Source organism: Vibrio sp. Vb1574, assembly GCF_033338675.1.
In genome coordinates this window covers 25,726-45,586 of sequence record NZ_JAWOTC010000033.1, presented here as the reverse complement: position 1 = coordinate 45,586, position 19,861 = coordinate 25,726, and the positions used below count along the sequence as shown (strand labels likewise).

Genomic DNA, 19,861 nt, shown 5'->3' with positions numbered 1-19,861 from the left:
GGTTAACTGACTTTCTGGAACTCAAATCGGACACGTGATTTTGATTTGAGTTCATTACACACATTACAAAAGTAACTCGCAGCACCGCATGCTTGCAGCTTCTCCAGCTCCGCCTCACAATCAGGGCAAAAACCTACTTTTTTAAAATCCGATTCACACTGTGCACAATGGTATTGTCCTGTCCATTCCAGTTCGACATTGCAAGTCGGGCAAATGTTCTGCTGCATATCCCGTTCCTCTCTCTAAACTAAGCAATTTCGAGTAACGCATGCTACTCAAAATAACGAACAAGTATGTTGATCTTCATCACCGCCCCAACAAGTTTCACGAGGCGTTAACCATACTTGATACGTAGGATCTTATACTGATCGTCTGATATTTACTCCTTGATCAGCGATCACCCCTTAAAAGAATATTTATATAACCACACACCGAAAGCATAAGTTACATATTCTGCATTCCAATTTAAAAGAGAATAAAAAACCTTAAAGAGATTTAATTAAACGAAAAATCAGAATTTAATAAAAAGATCTTATTCAAAAAGCAGTGTTTACATTGGTGTGCATTTCGATAGTTTGAGCGTCGAGCTTAACGAGTTTAACTTGGATAAAAGCAAACTCATTTAAATGGCTCGCATGCGTTCCACCACAAGGGATTACCGCTAATTGACCTTCCCCTAAATCGCACTTCCAATAGCGAGAATCCGTTAATCTGTCACCGTGGCATTCCATGGTGATCATCGCATCTCGTCGAAGCCATTCCACAAGTTGGCTATTCACTTTTTTTGCAATCGCCTGGAGGTCATTCAGCATATCTGCACTGTTTAATCCTCTTTTACGGAGTGTTTTGCCTAAACGGTACGTATCGAGGCACTTGTCTGGAGTAACATAACTCGTAACTTGTGCATAGCTATTAAAGTCATAATAACCATGTGGGTCTTTGCGGTCTGCGTCTTTTCGCCAATAGTCTTCCGCTAGTACTTTATTCAACGCCAAATACGCTAAGTGTCCTGCAGTGTGGCCTCGACTCAAAGCGCGTTGGTAATCCTTATCTACCGCCAATGTCACCAAATCATCAGTAACAAGTGATTCCGTACGTGATAAAACATGCACGACGACAAACACCCAACCTTCAGCATCACGCTTTACAGGGATGTCACTACCCACATACAGAGCACCACTTTCCTGCTCCACTGCCCCAACTTGGCAATCTACTACGTCATGCTCAGCCCCATTCACCTTCAACGTTCCTTTGTCTGCAGGGTGATCCGGCCATATGTGACTAACGGGATGGAACGGCGTGACATCTGTAATAACGTAAGTCACTTCTTCCGTATATTGAACGAGCTGTATTTGTGCTTCTAATTGCCATGTTTGATGACAAAAACGAGTCTTTGTTGCTGTGATAGTCATTTTTACGATTACTTTTGATAAAAAAATACCCAAGTAGAAACTTGGGTATTCGAATTTCATTATTTATTGCGGTTTTTCACCATCGACATCATACGCTTACGTTTACGCTCTTGTGATAGCGTAAGCTTATTCGTACGGTTCTCGTATGGGTTATCACTGTTGTGGAAGTTAATGCGAATCGGTGTTCCCATAATTTCCAGAGACTTACGGAAGTAGTTCATCAGATAACGTTTATACGAATCTGGCAATTCACGAACCATGTTACCGTGGATAACAACGATCGGTGGGTTGTAACCACCTGCGTGTGCGTATTTGAGTTTGATACGACGACCACGAACCATTGGCGGTTGGTGATCATCCACAGCCATCTTCATGATACGCGTCAGTACTGACGTACCCACACGCGTTGTCGCCGAGTTATATGCTTCTTGGATAGATTCAAACAAGTGACCAACGCCAGTACCGTGCAGCGCAGAGATAAAGTGGATACGCGCGAAGTCGACGAATCCTAGACGGCGGTCCAGTTCTTTCTTCACGCTTTCTTTCACGTCACTGTCTAGACCATCCCACTTGTTAACGGCGATGACAATTGAGCGGCCAGCATTCAGTGCAAAACCAAGCAAGCTTAGGTCTTGGTCTGAAATATTTTCACGAGCATCAATCACCAGTAGAACGACGTTTGCATCTTCTACCGCTTTCAGCGTCTTAACAACAGAGAACTTTTCAACCGTTTCATTGATACGACCACGACGACGAACACCTGCGGTGTCAATTAGTACGTATTCGCGTCCATCACGCTCCATCGGGATGTAGATAGAATCGCGCGTTGTACCAGGCATATCGTATACAACCACACGTTCTTCACCCAGAATACGGTTAGTCAGTGTCGATTTGCCTACGTTAGGACGACCGATGATCGCCAACTTAATCGGCTGCTCTTGAAGGCGTTTGAATTCAGCTTCTGCGTCTTCTTCAGTGTAATCTTCAACAAGAGGCTCTTCGTCTTCGAATCCAGTCAGGTCTTCAATCTCACCTTCTTCAGATTCACTTGTTAGTAGATCATCAAAGAATGGAGATAAAGCACGCTCAAGCAAAGCGGTCACACCACGGCCATGAGCAGCCGCAATCTGGTACATATCATCCACGCCGAGCTGCCAAAAGTCAGCACACGCCGCATCGGCATCAATACCATCGATTTTGTTTACTACCAGCATCGCTGGCTTTTCAATTTTACGCAGATGCGCCGCAATTGCTTCATCTGAAGGTGTCAGACCAGCACGACCGTCAACAAGGAACAATACAACATCAGCCTCATCAATCGCGGCTAATGACTGTTCTGCCATCTTTGTTTCCACGCCTTCTTCTGTGCCATCGATACCACCAGTATCAATCACAATGAATTCGTGCTCTTCACCAAGTCTCGCCTGGCCATATTTACGGTCTCGCGTTAGGCCTGGAAAGTCCGCAACCAACGCGTCACGAGTGCGAGTCAATCGGTTAAATAGTGTAGATTTACCTACGTTCGGACGCCCTACTAGAGCTACAACAGGTACCATAACAACCTCTACAATAATCTTTCTTCTGTAGTTATAGGTAACGACTTGCTCGATGCCAAATCAAACCAGCTTTTTACCTATAACCACGTCAGGGTTAATAAATTCAAACAACAAAACGGCTCCTAGCTGTCACCAGCCAGGAGCCGAATGTGAATTATATCACGATATTATTCGTTAATGGTTAGTTTCTTTACATCGCCGTTGCGAGTTGTAATCACATAACCATCCGACAATAACGTCGGGCCAACAGCCAAGCCGCTATCATCGACAAACTGCTGCGCAACAAATTCGCCCGTTGAACGATCCATCCAGTGAAGGTAACCAAGCGTGTCACCGACAACGAGATAATTGCCAACAATAACTGGCGCTGTAAGTTGTCGGTGCTCAAGCAAGCTGTTTTCCCACAACTCAGTCCCGCTTCGTGAATCAACGGCAACAACATGATCTTTTTCCGTTATCACAAAGATGCGACTACCATCTGTAGAAATGTCTGTCGCAGATGAGTAATTACGCTTCCAAATCGGGTTCGCTGAACGCAAGTCAATGGCGATAAGTTGACCATTGTATCCAATGGTGAAAAGAGTACCGCCTAGCACAATTGGCGATGAATCAACGTCAACCAAACGATCAATTTCTGTCGCGCCTTTTGGCGTACCAACAGGCTGTTGCCAAATCAACTGACCACGCTCAACGATAGCAGCTGCGAGTCGGCCATTTGCCGTTCCCCAAAACACACCGCCGCCAATTGCAGTCGGAGTACTGTCGCCACGTAAAGTTAAGTTCGGCACTTCTGTACTCAATGCCCAGCGTTGCTCACCTGTACTCTCATTAAGGGCAATCAACATGCCTCGGCTAGTATTGATGATAATAAGGCCTGAATCTGCAACTGGCTTCGCCAGTACCTCACCACCAACTTTTACACGCCAAACAATTTCACCTGTTTCTTGGTCAAGAGAGATGACTTCACCATTCTCAGAGCCAATGTAAAGGTTTCCGTATGCCGCTGTGATACCACCAGAGAGACGAGCAATGACATCTTCTTCTAGGTCCGTTTGCCAACGTTGTTTACCATTCTCAGGATCCAGCGCTTTTACTAAGCCATCACGACTTGCCACGAACAATGTATCATTCGCAAATACAGGGGATAGTTTTGAAAAGTAATGACCAACACCATCGCCAACCGATGTGCTCCACTCACTACTGGTTGTAAACTGACTGTCTACCTGAGGTAGTGGCGCCATTACAATGGTGTCTTTCTCACCTGCACAACCGGCAAGTACTCCCATTGTTAACGCCCCTAGCAAGGCTTTCTTAAAGACTCTTTTCATCCAATGCGGTCCTTATTTCGCCAGATCGTCCAATTTCATTTGTAGTGTCGGGCTTGCATCTGCCGCTTGCTGAGCTTCAGTATACGCAGCGTACGCAGCATCTTTGTCACCTTGGCGAATCGCAATATCGCCACGAAGTTCAGCAATACGACCTGTCCATGCTGTATCAGTGACGTTACTTAGCTCTGCCGTTGCAGCGTCGAAGTTACCCATTTCCGTCTCAATACGCGCAATGCGGTAACTAATCAATGGTAACAACGCAGCATCTTGAGTGTTGCTTTGCGCCCACTTCAGTTGCTCCAATGCAGCAGAAAGGTCTTGAGCTTCAACTTGTGCTTTAGCAAGTTGTAGCGCAGCCAATACTGAGTATTCTTTTACTTCATTTGACTCAATGAAAGCTTTCACGTCAGCTTGAGCATCAGTGCCTTTGTCTTGCAAAGCATTCATTGCTGTCGTGTAGCTTTGAGAAGCTGCTTCACTCGCCTGAATCACAGAATCCTGGTAGTAACGCCAGCCAAATAGACCACCTAAACCAACAACCGCACCGATGATGACGGCTTTGCCGTTTTCCTTCCACCAGTCTTTAATGGCTTCAACTTGTTGTTCTTCAGTATCGTAAAGTTCCACTTCCTGTCCTCTTAAAACATGTAAATGGCAGCTTAGCTGCCATTGTTCCTATTTCGTTTAAAGGCTCCACATTTGGGAGCCTTAGCTTACGAACTAGGATGTAATTTTGTTAGATTACTAAAAGACTTAAATCAGTGCTGCGATCTTTTCTGCAACTTCTGCTTGGTTGTAAGTCTCTTGCTCACCACCAGCTAAGTCTTTCAGTACTACGGTATTATCCGCAACTTCGTTTTCGCCCAGAACCAATGCTACAACAGCACCAACTTTGTCTGCGCGTTTAAACTGTTTCTTGAAGTTACCGCCACCGAAGTGATTCATCACACGAACGCCTGGAACAGACTCGCGAAGCTGTTCTGCTAGCTTCATTCCTGCCATCATGGTGCCTTCACCCGCAGTGACTACGTACACGTCAACACTGCGACGAACGTCTGTCAGTTCCAACGTTTCTAGCATCAGTACTAGACGCTCTAGGCCCATTGCAAAGCCAACCGCTGGTGTTGGTTTACCACCTAATTGCTCTACAAGGCCATCGTAACGACCACCGCCACATACAGTGCCTTGAGCACCTAGGCTCTCAGTGATCCACTCAAATACCGTGCGATTGTAGTAATCCAGACCACGAACTAGACGTTCGTTAACTGTGTATTTGATACCTGCGGCGTCTAAAAGTTCACATAGACCTGCGAAGTGTGCTTTAGATTCTTCACCCAAGTAATCTGAAAGGCGAGGCGCATCACCTAAAATAGCTTGAACGTCTGGGTTCTTCGTATCCAGAACACGCAGTGGGTTCGTGTGCATGCGACGCTTACAATCTTCATCTAGCACATCAATATGTTGCTCAAGGAATGCAACCAGTGCAGTACGGTAGTCTGCGCGGTCTTCTTGAGAACCGATAGAGTTCAGCTCAAGACGGACATGTTCATTGATACCTAGCTCACGCCATAAACGCGCCGTCATCATGATAAGCTCTGCATCAACATCTGGACCATTTAGACCAAACACCTCAACACCACACTGGTGGAATTGACGGTAACGACCTTTCTGCGGACGTTCATGGCGGAACATAGGTCCCATGTACCACAGACGCTGTTCATCACGGTTGATCAGGCTGTTTTGGATACATGAACGTACACAACCCGCCGTACCTTCTGGGCGAAGTGTTAGGCTGTCGCCGTTACGGTCATCAAAGGTGTACATTTCTTTTGAAACGACGTCTGTTTCTTCACCAACAGCGCGGCTGAATAGGTTTGTTTCTTCAACGATTGGCATGCGCACTTCGTTATAACCGTATGCGCTAATTACATTTTTCACTGTGTTTTCTAATTTTTGCCACAGTGGCGACTGAGTTGGGAGGCAATCGTTCATGCCTCGAATTGCTTGAATTGTTTTTGCCACAATACTTACCGTAATTCTCGTTGAGATTAATCTTGTACTTTAACTTCGATGCGGTTTTCGCCATTCATCATAGCTGCTTTCGCACGGATCTTAGCTTCTAGCTTATTCACAAGGTCATCGTTATCAAAGCGCTCTTTCTGGCGTTTACCATCTTCGTAGAATGCGCTCTTCTTGTTACTACCTGCTAGACCTAAGTGAGAAACTTCTGCTTCACCAGGGCCGTTTACCACACAACCGATGATAGACACATCCATTGGCGTGATGATGTCTTCTAAACGTTGCTCCAGTGCATTCACCGTACCAATCACATCGAATTCTTGGCGTGAGCAGCTTGGGCACGCAATAAAGTTGATGCCTCGAGAGCGAATGCGCAGAGATTTAAGGATGTCGAAACCGACTTTGATTTCTTCAACTGGATCGGCAGCCAAAGAGATACGCAGCGTATCGCCTATCCCTTCAGATAACAGCATACCTAAGCCAACAGATGACTTAACAGCGCCAGCTCGAGCACCACCCGCCTCTGTGATACCTAAATGAAGAGGCTGATCGATTTTCTTCGCCAGCAGACGATATGAATCCACCGCAAGAAAAACGTCTGAAGCTTTCACGCTAACTTTAAATTGGTCAAAGTTAAGACGATCGAGATGGTCTACGTGACGCATCGCCGATTCAACCAAGGCTTCTGGCGTTGGCTCACCGTATTTCATCTGTAGGTCTTTTTCCAAAGATCCACCATTGACACCAATACGGATCGGGATGTTTTTATCGCGAGCGCAATCAACAACAGCGCGAATGCGCTCTTCATTGCCGATGTTACCTGGGTTGATACGTAAACAGTCAACTCCGTACTCCGCAACTTTCAGCGCGATACGATAGTCGAAATGAATATCAGCCACTAATGGTACAGAAACTTGCTGTTTAATCAGTTTGAAAGCTTCTGCTGCGTCCATCGTAGGCACAGAAACTCGAACGATATCTGCGCCGACTTTTTCTAGTGCTCGGATTTGAGCGACTGTCGCTTCTACGTCAGTCGTGCGAGTGTTAGTCATTGACTGTACTGCAATTGGCGCACCATCACCAATTGGCACATCACCCACATAAATACGCGTCGATTTACGACGAATAATTGGAGATTCGTGTTGCATAATTTTTTATAACGGTAGAGTGAATCTAGCTACTTTGCCTGAAGTATACCCAGAAAGGTCGACAGGTTCACTTGCAAATGTCATTGTAACCCCTTCCGGTGCGCCTAATATCACTTTAAATGGCGCTTTTCCGGTAAGTTCTACATCTTGTCCTGGCTTATGAGTACCACTTACCAGCGTTTTACCATTGGTGTCTTTTACTTGAATCCAACAGTCCGCTTTAAACTTCATAGTAAGAAGTGTCATGCCTTCAGGTACTACTGGCGCAGGCTGTTCCTCTTCCGCCGCTTCAATCACGGCAACAGGTTCTTCAGAATCTACGCTTGTTGTATTTTCAGTTTCAGTCAGCAAAGGATCCGCCCCTTGCTCAACGGGTGCTTCAGTCGATTCAGCAACGCCTTCATTAGTTGAAGCAACTTCTTCAGGAGTGCTTGCGATTAACTCTTCAGCCGTCATCAAATCGATATCAGCTAATTCTTGAGCAGTGGGCTGCGGCGCTTCAACACTTGAATCCGTTACTTCCTTAGTTAGGCTATTCTCTTGTTGGTTTTGCCACCACCATGCCGCTGAAATGCCAATAATGACCAGCCCGATAACCCAAGTAAGGAGCATAATACGGCTATTGTGCTTCTCGTCTTTTGTTTTACGAGAGAAGCTTTGCATTTCAATTTCTTGCTCTTGAGGCTGAGCATCGGCAGTCTGCTCTAACGCCGTCAAAACCACCTTCTCATCAAGACCTACGAATTTTGCGTAAGAGCGTAAGTAACCACGCGTAAATGTCGCGACTTGTTGAGATTCAAATCGGTTATTTTCAATATCTTCAATCACAGAAATGCGAAGCCTCAGGCGATCGGCAACTTGCTTTTGGCTCATTCCCAAGGATTCACGTTTGTTTTTCAGTAATGTGCCAGCTTCAATAGAGAGTGGCACTTCATTCGTATTTTCGTGTTCTGTCATAATGGCGGTATTTAATCTGTTTTAGTGGCTAACGTGGTCATGTATTTTCGTTATTGTTCTTAAGCCTCTTTAAAGATAGCTAGCCAAAACGCGTTAACCAAAAATAATAATTTTAAGAAACTCTCAGCGATCTGAGTGCGAATACCCGTTTTGCAAAAATCAGCAAAACGTATGTGAGAAAGTGCTGAGAATTATCGGTGTCATCGTTAGTGTTACATATCATGATAAGCGAATGCGCAACGAAGACAAAAACTCTTTACACTCAAACTAACAGATAGCTCAAGCTTTTGTCCAAACTTTGACAAAGGAATTCGAAATTATACCCAAATAACCTTAGGTTGAAGAGTGATAGTCCCAAATCTTGGCGAAAATGTCCTAAACAATAAACAAAATAGCCAGAGCGAATGGCTCTGGCTATTTTTGAATTCCGGTCGTTTATACAGCTTTCACTTCAATGGTATCGGCACCGCGTGACGCTTTCAGCATTGCCGTACGTTTAGTTCGGTCAATTACATCACCGACCAACTGACCACATGCGGCATCAATGTCATCACCACGTGTTTTACGAACCGTAACTGTGTGCTCGTATTGCATCAATGTTTTTTGGAAGCGATCAATACGTGAGTTACTTGGTTTCTTGTAAGGTGAACCTGGGTACGGGTTAAACGGAATCAAGTTAATCTTACATGGTGTGTCTTTCATCAATTCAGCCAGCTCGCGTGCATGGTCCATGTCATCGTTCACATGATCAAGCAACACGTACTCGACTGTTACCTTGCCACGGTTTGCATTCGATGAAGCAATGTAACGACGAACGGATGCTAGGAAATCTTGAATATCCCAACGATCGTTAATTGGCATGATTTCACTACGCAGCTTATCGTTTGGCGCATGAAGAGAGATCGCTAACGCAACGTCGATTTTGCCCGTCATCTGATCAAGACCAGAAACGACACCTGATGTTGATACGGTTACGCGACGCTTCGACAAACCAAAGCCAAGGTCATCCAGCATTAACTCCAATGCAGGAATCAAGTTCTTCATATTAAGAAGCGGCTCACCCATGCCCATCATCACGACGTTCGTAATTGGGCGACGGCCTGTTTCTTTCTCAAGACCAATTTCACGTGCAGCACGCCACACCTGACCGATGATCTCTGAAACTTTCAAGTTACGGTTAAAGCCCTGCTGTGCTGTTGAGCAGAACTTACATTCCAATGCACAACCTACTTGAGAAGATACACAAAGCGTTGCGCGATCATCTTCTGGAATGTAAACCGTTTCTACATCCTGATCACCAACCTTCATTGCCCACTTGATCGTGCCGTCTGAAGAATGCTGAGCTTCTGCTACAGTTGGTGCTTTAATTTCACACTTGTGTAAAAGCTTTTCGCGCAGCTTCTTGTTGATGTTTGTCATTTTTTCGAAGTCATCTACACCGAAATGGTAGATCCACTTCATAACCTGATCGGCACGAAACGCTTTCTCGCCAAGTTCTTCCGCGAAAAACTGACGCATGCCTTTGCGATCAAAGTCGAGTAGATTGATTTTTTCAGTGGTCATGTTGCCTCTCAATGACTGAAACAAGAATAAGGGCGCGAATTGTACAGCCTTTATTCAGCTACAACAAGGGGTGTAAGACCTTGAGTTTGCTAAGGCATTAAAATAAAAACGATTAAATTTCAATCAGACTTTACGGTGAGAATAATGATTAGACAACCGACAGCAAAAGCGTAGAAGTGGTGCAGAGAAAGCAGTGAGAAGAAACACACGTAACTAAGCTTTCCCCCCTGTAAGGTGCTCAGATTAGCCAACGTCTTCGCGAGTACTTACGAATGAACTAGCCGATGAAATGGAGAACGCGGAATAAAAAACCTCGGACAATTCCGAGGTTATTACGAACTAGATCATCACGCAAAAGTGATGCATGAACGAGTTAGCGAGAGAAAACTTCTGATTCAGGGAAGAAAAACTCAATTTCACGAGCGGCAGACTCAGGGCTATCTGAACCATGAACTGAATTGTGACGCATGCTGAGTGCGTAATCAGCACGCAAAGTGCCACATGCCGCGTCCTCTGGGTTGGTTTTACCCATTAGCTCGCGGTAACGTGCAATCGCATTTTCGCCTTCCAATACCTGAACCATAATAGGACCAGATGTCATGAACTCTTTTAGAGGAGGGAAAAACTCTTTACCTTCATGCTCTGCATAAAAGCCGCTTGCCTGATCTTCTGTCAGGTGAACCATTTTGGCAGCGATGATACGTAGGCCAGCCTTTTCAATACGATTGTAGATTTCACCAATTAGGTTTCGCTCTACAGCATCAGGCTTAATGATTGAAAATGTTCTTTCTAGAGCCATAAAATTTCCTTTCTGTACTTGTAATAATAGTTGTGCTTTTAAAGTGACTTACTGGGTAAGAGCAGCACTCAAACAAGAGAGTGCTACAATCAATCTTATTTTCCAGCTTGCTCATTGAGGAAACGAGCAAGTGTACGGACACCCATACCCGTTGCTCCCGCAGCCCATTTATCAGAAGCGGCTTTACGATACGTACCCGCACAGTCGAAATGTAACCAGCCTTTTTTGTAGTCCTCAACGAAGTAAGACAAGAACGCAGCTGCAGTACTTGCACCTGGAGAATAATCACCAGAGCTGATATTCGATAAATCGGCAAAATTAGATGGCAACATTTCTCGATGGAAATCAGCAAGTGGTAGCGGCCACAAGCCTTCTTTTTCCTGGCTTGCCGCCGTAAGCGCTTGATGCGATAGCTCATCATCAAAGCTCATTAGCGCATGGTAATCGTTACCTAACGCATTCTTCGCTGCGCCTGTTAGCGTCGCGCAGTCAATGATTAACTCAGGCTTTTGCTCACTGGCGTAGATAAGACCGTCTGCAAGCACCAAGCGACCTTCCGCGTCGGTATTCATAATCTCAACGGTTTTGCCGTTTTTGTAAGTGATGATGTCGCCAAGCTTAAGGGCACGGCCAGAAACCATGTTCTCAGCACAACACAAGATCAGTTTTACGCGCTTGTTTAAACCGCGCAAGATAGCTAATCCTAGGCCACCAGTGATAGTACCCGAGCCACCCATATCTGCTTTCATAGCACTCATGAAGGTAGAAGGCTTCAAGCTGTAACCACCGGAATCAAAGGTGATGCCTTTACCCACAAGACATGCGAATACAGGTGCGTTTTCGTCACCAGTTGGGTTGTAGTCTAACTGAAGCATCGCAGAAGTACGCTCAGAACCACGGCCTACTGCGTAAATACCTTCCCAACCTTCTGCCAACAAGTCTTTGTCTTTGACGATACGTGCTGTCACCGTGCCTTTCGGCGCAACAGATTTGATGAATTCAGCAGCCATTGTCGCTAGCTGACGAGGAGCAACTTCTTCTGCCGTTTTGTTGATAATATCGCGGGTAAAATCAGTCGAAGTAATACGAGCTTGAAGCTCTGCTTGATCTTCATCAGACAATGCTGCCCACTCAACTGAGCCATGTTTTTTAGGGTTACGGAACCCTTGGTGGAAAGCCCATACGCTCTCTAGATCCCAGTTATCACCAGAAAGAAAAATAGAACGAATTCCTTGGCCATCTAGCTGACGAGCTGCACGTTGAATTGCGCCGAGATCATGACCTTCACCTAAGTGAATAGTTGCGCCGTTTTCAGCGAATGAAAGCAGTGCTTTTTCACCCCAATGTGGTGCTGCCGACTCTTGACTTAAAAATACAGACATCTGTGTAGACATGGTTTCTCCTTGTCTTATAGCAGCGTTGCCTACGCTGCTTCTTTTTAATAACTCACGGATGTTAGCATTATGTAGGGCAAAAATGTCAATTGGATAAAAAAACGGACCTAAAGGTCCGCTTTTTTTAGTAAGAATTGTTAACTAGGCTGTGTTTTACAGACTTAGTCCGCTTCGTCCATCCAGCACATGATAACGGCTTCTAGAATCTTTTCATTAGAACGGTTTGGCTCATCGTCAAACTCATCTAACTCCATGATCCATTGATGAAGATCGGTAAAACGCACTGTTTTTGGATCGACATCTGGAAACTTGTCACAAAGTTCAATCGCGATATCGCGAGAATCTGTCCATTTCATTGCTCATCTTCCTTTTGCTTCTTCCCTATATTAGGAAGATAGTTTTAGTGATCTTCTGAAGCGTGGTTTAGTGTGTATTTAGGAATTTCTACCACCAAGTCTTCATCAGCAATTCTCGCCTGACACCCTAGGCGTGACTCAGGCTCTAGACCCCACGCTTTATCTAGCATGTCGTCTTCTAGTTCTTCACTTTCTTCAAGTGAATCAAAACCTTCACGGATGATTACGTGGCAGGTAGTACACGCACATGACTTCTCACACGCATGTTCAATACCGATACCGTTTTTTAGCGCTACGTCTAGAACGGTGTCACCAGAGTTTGCTTCCAACACTGCACCTTCTGGGCACAAATCGTCGTGTGGTAATACAATAATCTTAGGCATAACTACTTATCTCTTATATATCGTCTACTGATTGACCTGACAACGCAGCTCGAATCGATTTATCCATACGGCGTGATGCGAAATCTTGGCTCGCTTTATCGGTATCTTTAATGCCCTGCTCTATCGCATCTGCATCATCACCATTACGCAGCTCAATCAAGGCTTCGATGGCTTTAATCAAGTTTTGTTTCTCTTGTTCTGATAGTAAGTCATCACCATCAGCTTGCATCGCTGCAATCAAACCTTCTATCACTCGGTCGGCTTCAACACGCTGCTCAGCTAAGGCACGAGCTTGCATGTCTTCTTTTGCGTGCGTCATTGAATCACGCAACATATCCGCCACTTCATTGTCACTTAAGCCGTAAGAAGGTTTTACTTGAATCTCTGATTGAACACCAGTGCTCTTCTCCATTGCCGTAACAGAAAGAAGGCCATCAGCGTCAACTTGGTAAGTCACGCGAATATGTGCCGCACCCGCTGCCATCGGAGGAATACCTTTTAACGAGAAGCGAGCAAGTGAACGACAGTCATCAACCATTTCACGTTCACCTTGTACCACATGAACACTCATCGCCGTTTGGCCATCTTTGAATGTGGTAAATTCTTGCGCACGCGCAACGGGAATCGTAGTGTTGCGGGGGATGATCTTCTCGACCAAACCACCCATGGTTTCAATACCGAGCGACAGTGGAATCACATCAAGAAGCAACATTTCAGAGTCAGGTTTGTTACCCGCTAGGATATCAGCTTGAATACCCGCACCGATTGCAACAACTTCATCTGGGTTAATGCTTGTCAGAGGTGTGCGACCAAAAAACTCGCCTACCATTTCACGAACCAACAATGTACGGGTTGAGCCGCCAACCATGACGACCTCGAGTACTTTATCTGCGTCGACATCCGCATCTTTTAATGCGCGACGACAAGACATCAGTGTTTTCTTCACTAGCGGACGAATCAGATCTTCGAACTGCTCGCGAGTCACGGTGCCTTTCCAGCCAAAAACGTCAACGTCAACACTGTCTTGCTCAGAGAAAGCAATCTTAGCTTCAGTAGCAATGTTCAACAGTATACGGTTCTTTTCTGCAGAAAGCGGCGCTTCTAGACCCGCTTGCTCCATTAAATAATCGGCAAATAGATGGTCGAAGTCGTCACCGCCTAATGCAGAATCGCCACCTGTTGCTAATACTTCAAATACGCCTTTCGATAAACGTAGGATAGAGATATCAAAAGTACCGCCACCTAGATCGTAAACCGCAATCACACCTTCTTGACCAGAGTCTAGGCCATAAGCAATTGCCGCAGCGGTTGGTTCGTTAAGTAGACGGAGAACATGAAGACCAGCTAATTTCGCCGCATCTTTTGTACCTGCACGTTGCGCGTCATCAAAGTAAGCAGGAACGGTAATAACTACACCAGCTAACTCACCACCTAACGTATCTTCAGCTCGCTTACCCAATACTTTTAGGATGTCCGCAGATACTTCAATCGGGTTTTTGTCACCTTGAGGTGTTTGCAGAATTGGCAGGCCGTTTTCACTCTCTTTAAAACGATAAGGAAGTGAAGAGTAACGGGACTGAATGTCCTTTAATGAACGACCGATCAAACGTTTTACAGAGATAATCGTGTTCTCTGGTTCAAACTCTGCTTTGGCTTTGGCTTCGTGGCCGACCGTTAACGTTTCCTCAGCGTAATTAACGACTGAAGGTAAAATAGTACGGCCCTGCTCGTCCGCAAGTGGAGTTGCATCGCCGCTACGTACAGAAGCAACCAAAGAGTTGGTAGTACCTAAGTCGATACCCGCTGCTAACTTATGCTCATGAGGTGCCGAGCTTTGGCCCGGTTCTGCGATTTGAAGTAGTGCCATGATAGGTCCTTGTCACGCTTACTAGCCGAGGAGTTTGTCTTCGACTAGCTCAATTTCGTTCTTTAGTTTGGCAATGAATTTTAGCTTACGAACTCGGTCTGCGGCTTCAGCCCATAGACCATCATCAAGCTCTTGCTCGACGCTTGCCAGATGCTGTTTGTACATTTTGCTGACCTTAGAGTCGAAGTCAAAAAGCGCCGATTCAGGATCGGACTTGTCAGCAATCTCTTCCAGTTCTTCGCGCAGTTCCATTTGCTCCATTAAGAACATCGGATCTTGCATTGTTTGCTGTTCACCTCGGATCTCAACACCTTGCTCTGCGAGGATATACTCGGCGCGAGAAATAGGATTTTTCAGAACTTGATAGGCATCGTTGATTTGCGCCGCCTTTTGCACCGCCATCAAACGGTCACGTTCTGAGCCCGTTGCAAAGTTATCCGGGTGGAAGCGTTTTTGTAGTTCTCGGAACTGAGAAGAAAGAAGGCTACCATCCAGCTTAAACTGACTTGGTAGCCCAAATAATTCAAAGTGATTCATTAAGTTCGGGTCCTAGTAAAGCCTTCCGGACTCGTTTGCCCAGAAGGACAATCAATTAGACGTTGAAGCTTTCACCACAACCACATTCACTTTTCGCGTTAGGGTTGTTGAATTCAAAACCTTCATTCAACCCTTCTTTCACGTAATCCAATTCAGTACCATCTAGGTACACTAAGCTCTTTTGATCGATGATAATTTTCACTCCAGAGAGTTCAAATACTTCGTCTTCTTCATTGAGCTCATCAACAAACTCAAGTACGTATGCCATGCCGGAACAGCCAGTCGTCTTCACTCCAAGACGTAAACCGATACCTTTGCCTCGGTTATCTAGGAATGCTCTTACGCGACTTGCCGCTGATTCTGTCATTGTGATGGCCATACTGCACCTTAGTCTGTCTAAATTTCGATTGGAATGGGAGCGTCAAAGCTCCCATTATATTACGGAATAATTATTCTTGGTGTTTTTTCTTGTAGTCAGCAACCGCTGCTTTGATTGCATCTTCAGCAAGAATAGAACAGTGAACTTTCACTGGTGGAAGCTCTAGCTCTTCAGCAATCTCAGAGTTTTTAATTGCTGCCGCTTCATCAACTGACTTACCTTTTACCCACTCAGTTACTAGTGAGCTTGATGCGATTGCACTACCACAACCGTATGTTTTGAACTTCGCATCTTCGATGATACCTTCAGGTGTCACTTTGATTTGAAGCTTCATTACGTCACCACACGCAGGAGCGCCAACCATGCCGCTACCTACTGATGGATCTTCTTTATCGAATGAACCAACGTTACGTGGGTTCTCGTAGTGATCAATTACTTTTTCGCTGTATGCCATGATAAATTACCTCGAATCCTCTATTTCAATCCCTGAGATTAATGGTGAGCCCATTCAACAGTGCTCAAATCAATCCCTTCTTTGTACATATCCCATAGAGGAGACATGTCGCGTAGCTTAGTCACTGCAACGCGGATTTGTTCAATTGCGTAATCAATTTCTTCTTCAGTCGTGAAACGACCAAACGAGAAACGAACCGAGCTGTGAGCCAATTCGTCATCCATGCCTAGGGCACGAAGAACGTAAGAAGGCTCAAGGCTTGCAGACGTACAAGCACTACCAGAAGATACCGCTAGATCTTTAAGCGACATTAGTAGTGATTCACCTTCTACGAATGCGAAACTGATGTTTAGATTGTGTGGTACACGCTGCTCAAAGTCACCGTTTACCGTCACTGCTTCTAAGTCTTTCACGCCATCAAAAAGACGGTTACGAAGCGCTAAAGCATGATCGTAATCTTTTTGCATGTCTTCTTTTGCAATGCGGAATGCTTCACCCATGCCTACGATTTGGTGAGTAGGTAGTGTACCAGAGCGGAAACCACGCTCATGACCGCCACCGTGCATTTGCGCTTCAAGACGAATACGAGGCTTACGACGTACGTAAAGTGCACCGATACCTTTAGGACCGTAAACTTTGTGAGCAGAAAGTGAAATTAGATCAACTTTCATCTCTTGAACGTCGATTGGTAATTTACCTGCAGATTGCGCAGCGTCCACGTGGAAAACAATTTTACGCTCACGGCACAGTTCGCCGATCGCTGTAATGTCTTGAACCACACCAATCTCGTTGTTTACATGCATAATAGACACAAGCACGGTGTCATCACGCATGGCTGCTCTAAGCTTCTCTAGATCGATCAAGCCATTTGATTCTGGCTCAAGGTAAGTCACTTCAAAGCCTTCACGCTCAAGTTGACGACATGGGTCAAGAACGGCTTTGTGCTCTGTTTTACAAGTGATTACGTGCTTGCCTTTCTTCGAGTAAAAGTGCGCTGCACCTTTAATCGCAAGGTTGTCTGATTCTGTCGCACCAGATGTAAATACGATTTCGCGAGGATCTGCATTTAGAAGGTCAGCAATTTGCTCACGAGCAGTATCGACCGCTTCTTCTGCCTGCCAGCCGTAACGGTGCGAACGTGACGCTGGGTTGCCAAATGTGCCATCCATTGTCATGTACTGAACCATTTTTTCAGCAACACGTGGATCAACTGGACATGTAGCGGAATAATCAAGATAAATCGGCAGTTTCATTCTCTACTCCAATGTAAAAAGCTGACCGCTAAGAGCGGACGTTTACACCGATGGGCGCGGCGGTTGTATTTTTGTTTGATAGCCCATGGGTTACCGCCAGATCAATGTCCTGACGATCAGAAATTTCGAGTACTTCATTGTCTGTCATCAACTCACCAAGAGTGATGTTATTCAAAAAGTCACTAATGCGAGAGCTTAGGTCACGCCACAGCGTGTGAGTAAGGCAACGTGTTCCACCTTGGCAATCTCCTTTACCTTGGCATTTGGTTGCATCTACTGACTCATCAACGGCAGCAATCACGGTACCAATAGCGATACTGTGAGCGTCGGCACCAAGTCGGTAACCACCACCAGGACCACGAACGCTGGCAACGAGACCTGCTTTACGCAATTTTGAAAATAGCTGCTCTAAGTAAGAGAGCGAGATCCCTTGACGCTCTGAAATATCAGCCAGAGGTACAGGGTTTTGTTGCGAATGCAGTGCCACATCCAGCATGGCTGTCACCGCATATCTTCCTTTAGATGTAAGTTTCATACCACACCGTATCCACATGGTTTGTAATGGTTAAGATTTTTCCATACCTGAGTAATTTGGTCAAGTATTTATTTGACCATTTTACTCAGGTATTCATCCTCACACCTAAAGTGGTTATTATTCACTCAGAACTTCTTTTCTATCGAAGTCAAAACGCCTCGTAGAATATTAAGTTCTTGGGTTTCTGGTCGAGCACGAGAGAACAAACGGCGCAACTTATTCATCACCTGTCCAGGTTGCTCTTTGTTAATAAACTGGGTCTCAACCATCACCTTTTCAAGATGCTCGAAGAACATTTCGAGTTCTCGATGACGCGGGTATTCTTCCGATTCATTTGGGGAAAACTGGCTTTGCTCTAAGTTCAAGTGTGCAACTCGCACTTCGTAACTGAGAGTTTGTACAGCCATCGCTAGGTTAAGCGAGCTGTACTCAGGATTAGCGGGAATACAAACATGGTAGTGGCACTTTTGTAACTCTTCGTTTGTCAAACCAGTTCTTTCTCGGCCAAACACGAGCGCAACCGGATGCTTTCGGCCTTCAACTGCAAATTTCTCACCGCATTCACGTGGCTCGAGCATTGGCCATTCTAATGTACGAGAGCGGGCGCTAGAACCCACAACAAGGCCACAATCTTCAACCGCTTCTTCTAATGTGCCGACAATCTTTGCATTTTGAGCAATATCACCAGCACCCGCAGCTAAAGCAAGAGTTTGTTCATCCACTTCACATTGTGGATCGACTAATACTAGTTGGTTTAAACCCATCACTTTCATTGCTCGAGCTGCTGAGCCAATATTGCCTGAATGAGAGGTACCTACGAGTACAATTTTTACTTGATCCAACATCTGTGTTTGCTACCTAAATTAAAACCGCAGAATGTTATCATAGTTTTTTAAGACACCCTAGAGGCAAGCAGACCTCTCTTCTCATTCTTGGTTATTGTTCTCGTCCGCAGTATGATCTGTACACTCAGTCGGCCGCAATTAGAGTAAAAAATAACCACTTCCCTTTTTGATTATCTCTGGTATACTCGCCGCCGCTTTCATTTGTTCTTTAACATCCGTTGGGAAATTCGTATGCATCCAATGCTAAACATTGCTATTCGCGCTGCGCGAAAGGCAGGCAATCATATTGCTAAATCATTAGAAAACACTGATAAAGTAGAATCTACTCTTAAAGGCACTAATGACTTTGTCACTAACGTAGACAAAGAAGCAGAATACATCATCATCGATACTATCAAGCAGTCTTACCCTGAGCACTGTATCGTTGCTGAAGAACAAGGTCTTATCGAAGGTAAAGATAAAGACGTACAATGGATCATCGACCCACTGGATGGCACCACTAACTTTGTAAAAGGTTACCCAACTTTCGCGGTTTCTATCGCTGTTCGTATTAAGGGCAAAACTGAAGTTGCTTGTGTTTACGATCCAATGCAAAACGAGCTATTCACTGCACAACGCGGTGCCGGCGCTCAACTAAACAGTGCACGTATTCGTGTTGCTCAACTAAAAGACCTTCAAGGTACTGTTCTAGCAACAGGCTTCCCATTCAAGCAGAAACAACACGCTGAGTCTTACATCAAGATCGTTGGTGCGCTATTCACTGAATGTGCTGATTTCCGTCGTAGCGGCTCTGCTGCTCTTGACCTTTGTTACGTGGCTGCTGGCCGTGTTGATGGTTACTTCGAGCTAGGCCTAAAACCTTGGGATATGGCAGCAGGTGAGCTTATTGCTCGTGAAGCTGGCGCAATCCTAACAGACTTTGCTGGCGGCACTGACTACATGAAGTCTGGTAACATCGTTGCTTCAAGCGCTCGTGGCGTAAAATCTATCCTTAAGCACATCCGCGAAAACGGTAACAGCGCGATCCTTAAGTAAGATTTGAAAGTCATATATAGCCCGTCACGCTGATGACTTTA

Annotated in this window: 21 protein-coding genes; 1 reads left to right on the top strand and 20 read right to left on the bottom strand. The window is 45.3% G+C overall.

Annotated elements, in window-relative coordinates; all coding sequences use genetic code 11:
• Positions 1-2: 2 nt before the first annotated feature.
• From R7O12_RS17670 to trmJ, 20 genes are all read right to left on the bottom strand, one after another.
• Positions 3-227, bottom strand: coding sequence for a zinc ribbon domain-containing protein (locus R7O12_RS17670; protein WP_005381691.1), 225 nt, complete (start codon positions 225-227; stop codon positions 3-5).
• A gap of 309 nt (positions 228-536) precedes the next feature.
• Complete coding sequence (locus tag R7O12_RS17665) at positions 537-1,412, bottom strand: metal-dependent hydrolase (RefSeq protein ID WP_025768864.1); 876 nt, start codon at positions 1,410-1,412, stop codon at positions 537-539.
• 59 nt (positions 1,413-1,471) lie between these two features.
• Positions 1,472-2,968: a ribosome biogenesis GTPase Der gene (der, locus tag R7O12_RS17660; RefSeq protein ID WP_017820569.1), complete on the bottom strand. Its 1,497-nt coding sequence runs from the start codon at positions 2,966-2,968 to the stop codon at positions 1,472-1,474.
• Between the two features lie 167 nt (positions 2,969-3,135).
• Positions 3,136-4,296 carry an outer membrane protein assembly factor BamB gene (bamB, locus tag R7O12_RS17655; protein WP_005381696.1) on the bottom strand — a complete coding sequence of 387 codons (1,161 nt, stop codon included), beginning with the start codon at positions 4,294-4,296 and terminating at the stop codon, positions 3,136-3,138.
• A 12-nt stretch (positions 4,297-4,308) separates the two neighbouring features.
• Complete coding sequence (locus R7O12_RS17650; protein WP_005381697.1) at positions 4,309-4,923, bottom strand: YfgM family protein; 615 nt, start codon at positions 4,921-4,923, stop codon at positions 4,309-4,311.
• A 126-nt stretch (positions 4,924-5,049) separates the two neighbouring features.
• The gene (gene hisS, locus R7O12_RS17645; protein ID WP_005381698.1) at positions 5,050-6,318 is read right to left on the bottom strand and encodes a histidine--tRNA ligase; all 1,269 of its coding nucleotides are present in this window, start codon (positions 6,316-6,318) and stop codon (positions 5,050-5,052) included.
• A 26-nt stretch (positions 6,319-6,344) separates the two neighbouring features.
• Positions 6,345-7,463, bottom strand: coding sequence for a flavodoxin-dependent (E)-4-hydroxy-3-methylbut-2-enyl-diphosphate synthase (gene ispG, locus R7O12_RS17640; RefSeq protein ID WP_005381699.1), 1,119 nt, complete (start codon positions 7,461-7,463; stop codon positions 6,345-6,347).
• A 6-nt stretch (positions 7,464-7,469) separates the two neighbouring features.
• Entirely contained in the window at positions 7,470-8,420 is a 951-nt protein-coding gene (gene rodZ / locus R7O12_RS17635; protein ID WP_136976155.1) for a cytoskeleton protein RodZ, read from the bottom strand.
• A 435-nt stretch (positions 8,421-8,855) separates the two neighbouring features.
• Complete coding sequence (locus tag R7O12_RS17630) at positions 8,856-9,983, bottom strand: bifunctional tRNA (adenosine(37)-C2)-methyltransferase TrmG/ribosomal RNA large subunit methyltransferase RlmN (protein WP_017633913.1); 1,128 nt, start codon at positions 9,981-9,983, stop codon at positions 8,856-8,858.
• A gap of 373 nt (positions 9,984-10,356) precedes the next feature.
• Positions 10,357-10,782 (bottom strand): nucleoside-diphosphate kinase, encoded by a 426-nt coding sequence (gene ndk, locus R7O12_RS17625; RefSeq protein ID WP_005381702.1) that lies wholly within the window; start codon positions 10,780-10,782, stop codon positions 10,357-10,359.
• A gap of 95 nt (positions 10,783-10,877) precedes the next feature.
• The gene (gene pepB, locus R7O12_RS17620; protein ID WP_151514537.1) at positions 10,878-12,176 is read right to left on the bottom strand and encodes an aminopeptidase PepB; all 1,299 of its coding nucleotides are present in this window, start codon (positions 12,174-12,176) and stop codon (positions 10,878-10,880) included.
• Between the two features lie 161 nt (positions 12,177-12,337).
• On the bottom strand, positions 12,338-12,532 hold the full coding sequence (gene iscX, locus R7O12_RS17615; RefSeq protein WP_005381711.1) for a Fe-S cluster assembly protein IscX: 195 nt from the start codon (positions 12,530-12,532) through the stop codon (positions 12,338-12,340).
• Between the two features lie 44 nt (positions 12,533-12,576).
• Positions 12,577-12,915 (bottom strand): ISC system 2Fe-2S type ferredoxin, encoded by a 339-nt coding sequence (fdx, locus tag R7O12_RS17610; protein ID WP_005381713.1) that lies wholly within the window; start codon positions 12,913-12,915, stop codon positions 12,577-12,579.
• A gap of 13 nt (positions 12,916-12,928) precedes the next feature.
• Complete coding sequence (hscA, locus tag R7O12_RS17605; protein WP_017633916.1) at positions 12,929-14,782, bottom strand: Fe-S protein assembly chaperone HscA; 1,854 nt, start codon at positions 14,780-14,782, stop codon at positions 12,929-12,931.
• A 21-nt stretch (positions 14,783-14,803) separates the two neighbouring features.
• A complete protein-coding gene (gene hscB / locus R7O12_RS17600; RefSeq protein WP_033905803.1) occupies positions 14,804-15,319 on the bottom strand; it encodes a co-chaperone HscB in 516 nt (171 codons plus the stop codon).
• 55 nt (positions 15,320-15,374) lie between these two features.
• On the bottom strand, positions 15,375-15,698 hold the full coding sequence (gene iscA / locus R7O12_RS17595; protein ID WP_005381717.1) for an iron-sulfur cluster assembly protein IscA: 324 nt from the start codon (positions 15,696-15,698) through the stop codon (positions 15,375-15,377).
• 70 nt (positions 15,699-15,768) lie between these two features.
• Positions 15,769-16,152: a Fe-S cluster assembly scaffold IscU gene (iscU, locus tag R7O12_RS17590; protein WP_005381718.1), complete on the bottom strand. Its 384-nt coding sequence runs from the start codon at positions 16,150-16,152 to the stop codon at positions 15,769-15,771.
• 38 nt (positions 16,153-16,190) lie between these two features.
• Positions 16,191-17,405 (bottom strand): IscS subfamily cysteine desulfurase, encoded by a 1,215-nt coding sequence (locus tag R7O12_RS17585; protein ID WP_005381719.1) that lies wholly within the window; start codon positions 17,403-17,405, stop codon positions 16,191-16,193.
• A gap of 28 nt (positions 17,406-17,433) precedes the next feature.
• Positions 17,434-17,940, bottom strand: a complete 507-nt coding sequence (iscR, locus tag R7O12_RS17580) for a Fe-S cluster assembly transcriptional regulator IscR (protein WP_005381720.1) — start codon at positions 17,938-17,940, stop codon at positions 17,434-17,436.
• A gap of 125 nt (positions 17,941-18,065) precedes the next feature.
• Positions 18,066-18,785 (bottom strand): tRNA (cytosine(32)/uridine(32)-2'-O)-methyltransferase TrmJ, encoded by a 720-nt coding sequence (gene trmJ, locus R7O12_RS17575; RefSeq protein ID WP_005383693.1) that lies wholly within the window; start codon positions 18,783-18,785, stop codon positions 18,066-18,068.
• Between the two features lie 231 nt (positions 18,786-19,016).
• Here trmJ and suhB point away from each other — a divergent pair, with 231 nt between their 5' ends.
• The gene (suhB, locus tag R7O12_RS17570) at positions 19,017-19,820 is read left to right on the top strand and encodes an inositol-1-monophosphatase (protein ID WP_005381722.1); all 804 of its coding nucleotides are present in this window, start codon (positions 19,017-19,019) and stop codon (positions 19,818-19,820) included.
• The last annotated feature ends 41 nt before the right edge of the window (positions 19,821-19,861 follow it).

What these genes read in the sequence shown, in the direction of transcription:
- R7O12_RS17670 (WP_005381691.1), bottom strand. Translation starts at nt 227, where the DNA reads ATGCAGCAGAACATTTGCCCGACTTGCAATGTCGAACTGGAATGGACA.
- R7O12_RS17665 (WP_025768864.1), bottom strand. Translation starts at nt 1,412, where the DNA reads ATGACTATCACAGCAACAAAGACTCGTTTTTGTCATCAAACATGGCAA.
- der (WP_017820569.1), bottom strand. Translation starts at nt 2,968, where the DNA reads ATGGTACCTGTTGTAGCTCTAGTAGGGCGTCCGAACGTAGGTAAATCT.
- bamB (WP_005381696.1), bottom strand. Translation starts at nt 4,296, where the DNA reads ATGAAAAGAGTCTTTAAGAAAGCCTTGCTAGGGGCGTTAACAATGGGA.
- ispG (WP_005381699.1), bottom strand. Translation starts at nt 7,463, where the DNA reads ATGCAACACGAATCTCCAATTATTCGTCGTAAATCGACGCGTATTTAT.
- rodZ (WP_136976155.1), bottom strand. Translation starts at nt 8,420, where the DNA reads ATGACAGAACACGAAAATACGAATGAAGTGCCACTCTCTATTGAAGCT.
- R7O12_RS17630 (WP_017633913.1), bottom strand. Translation starts at nt 9,983, where the DNA reads ATGACCACTGAAAAAATCAATCTACTCGACTTTGATCGCAAAGGCATG.
- ndk (WP_005381702.1), bottom strand. Translation starts at nt 10,782, where the DNA reads ATGGCTCTAGAAAGAACATTTTCAATCATTAAGCCTGATGCTGTAGAG.
- pepB (WP_151514537.1), bottom strand. Translation starts at nt 12,176, where the DNA reads ATGTCTACACAGATGTCTGTATTTTTAAGTCAAGAGTCGGCAGCACCA.
- iscX (WP_005381711.1), bottom strand. Translation starts at nt 12,532, where the DNA reads ATGAAATGGACAGATTCTCGCGATATCGCGATTGAACTTTGTGACAAG.
- fdx (WP_005381713.1), bottom strand. Translation starts at nt 12,915, where the DNA reads ATGCCTAAGATTATTGTATTACCACACGACGATTTGTGCCCAGAAGGT.
- hscA (WP_017633916.1), bottom strand. Translation starts at nt 14,782, where the DNA reads ATGGCACTACTTCAAATCGCAGAACCGGGCCAAAGCTCGGCACCTCAT.
- hscB (WP_033905803.1), bottom strand. Translation starts at nt 15,319, where the DNA reads ATGAATCACTTTGAATTATTTGGGCTACCAAGTCAGTTTAAGCTGGAT.
- iscA (WP_005381717.1), bottom strand. Translation starts at nt 15,698, where the DNA reads ATGGCCATCACAATGACAGAATCAGCGGCAAGTCGCGTAAGAGCATTC.
- iscU (WP_005381718.1), bottom strand. Translation starts at nt 16,152, where the DNA reads ATGGCATACAGCGAAAAAGTAATTGATCACTACGAGAACCCACGTAAC.
- R7O12_RS17585 (WP_005381719.1), bottom strand. Translation starts at nt 17,405, where the DNA reads ATGAAACTGCCGATTTATCTTGATTATTCCGCTACATGTCCAGTTGAT.
- iscR (WP_005381720.1), bottom strand. Translation starts at nt 17,940, where the DNA reads ATGAAACTTACATCTAAAGGAAGATATGCGGTGACAGCCATGCTGGAT.
- trmJ (WP_005383693.1), bottom strand. Translation starts at nt 18,785, where the DNA reads ATGTTGGATCAAGTAAAAATTGTACTCGTAGGTACCTCTCATTCAGGC.
- suhB (WP_005381722.1), top strand. Translation starts at nt 19,017, where the DNA reads ATGCATCCAATGCTAAACATTGCTATTCGCGCTGCGCGAAAGGCAGGC.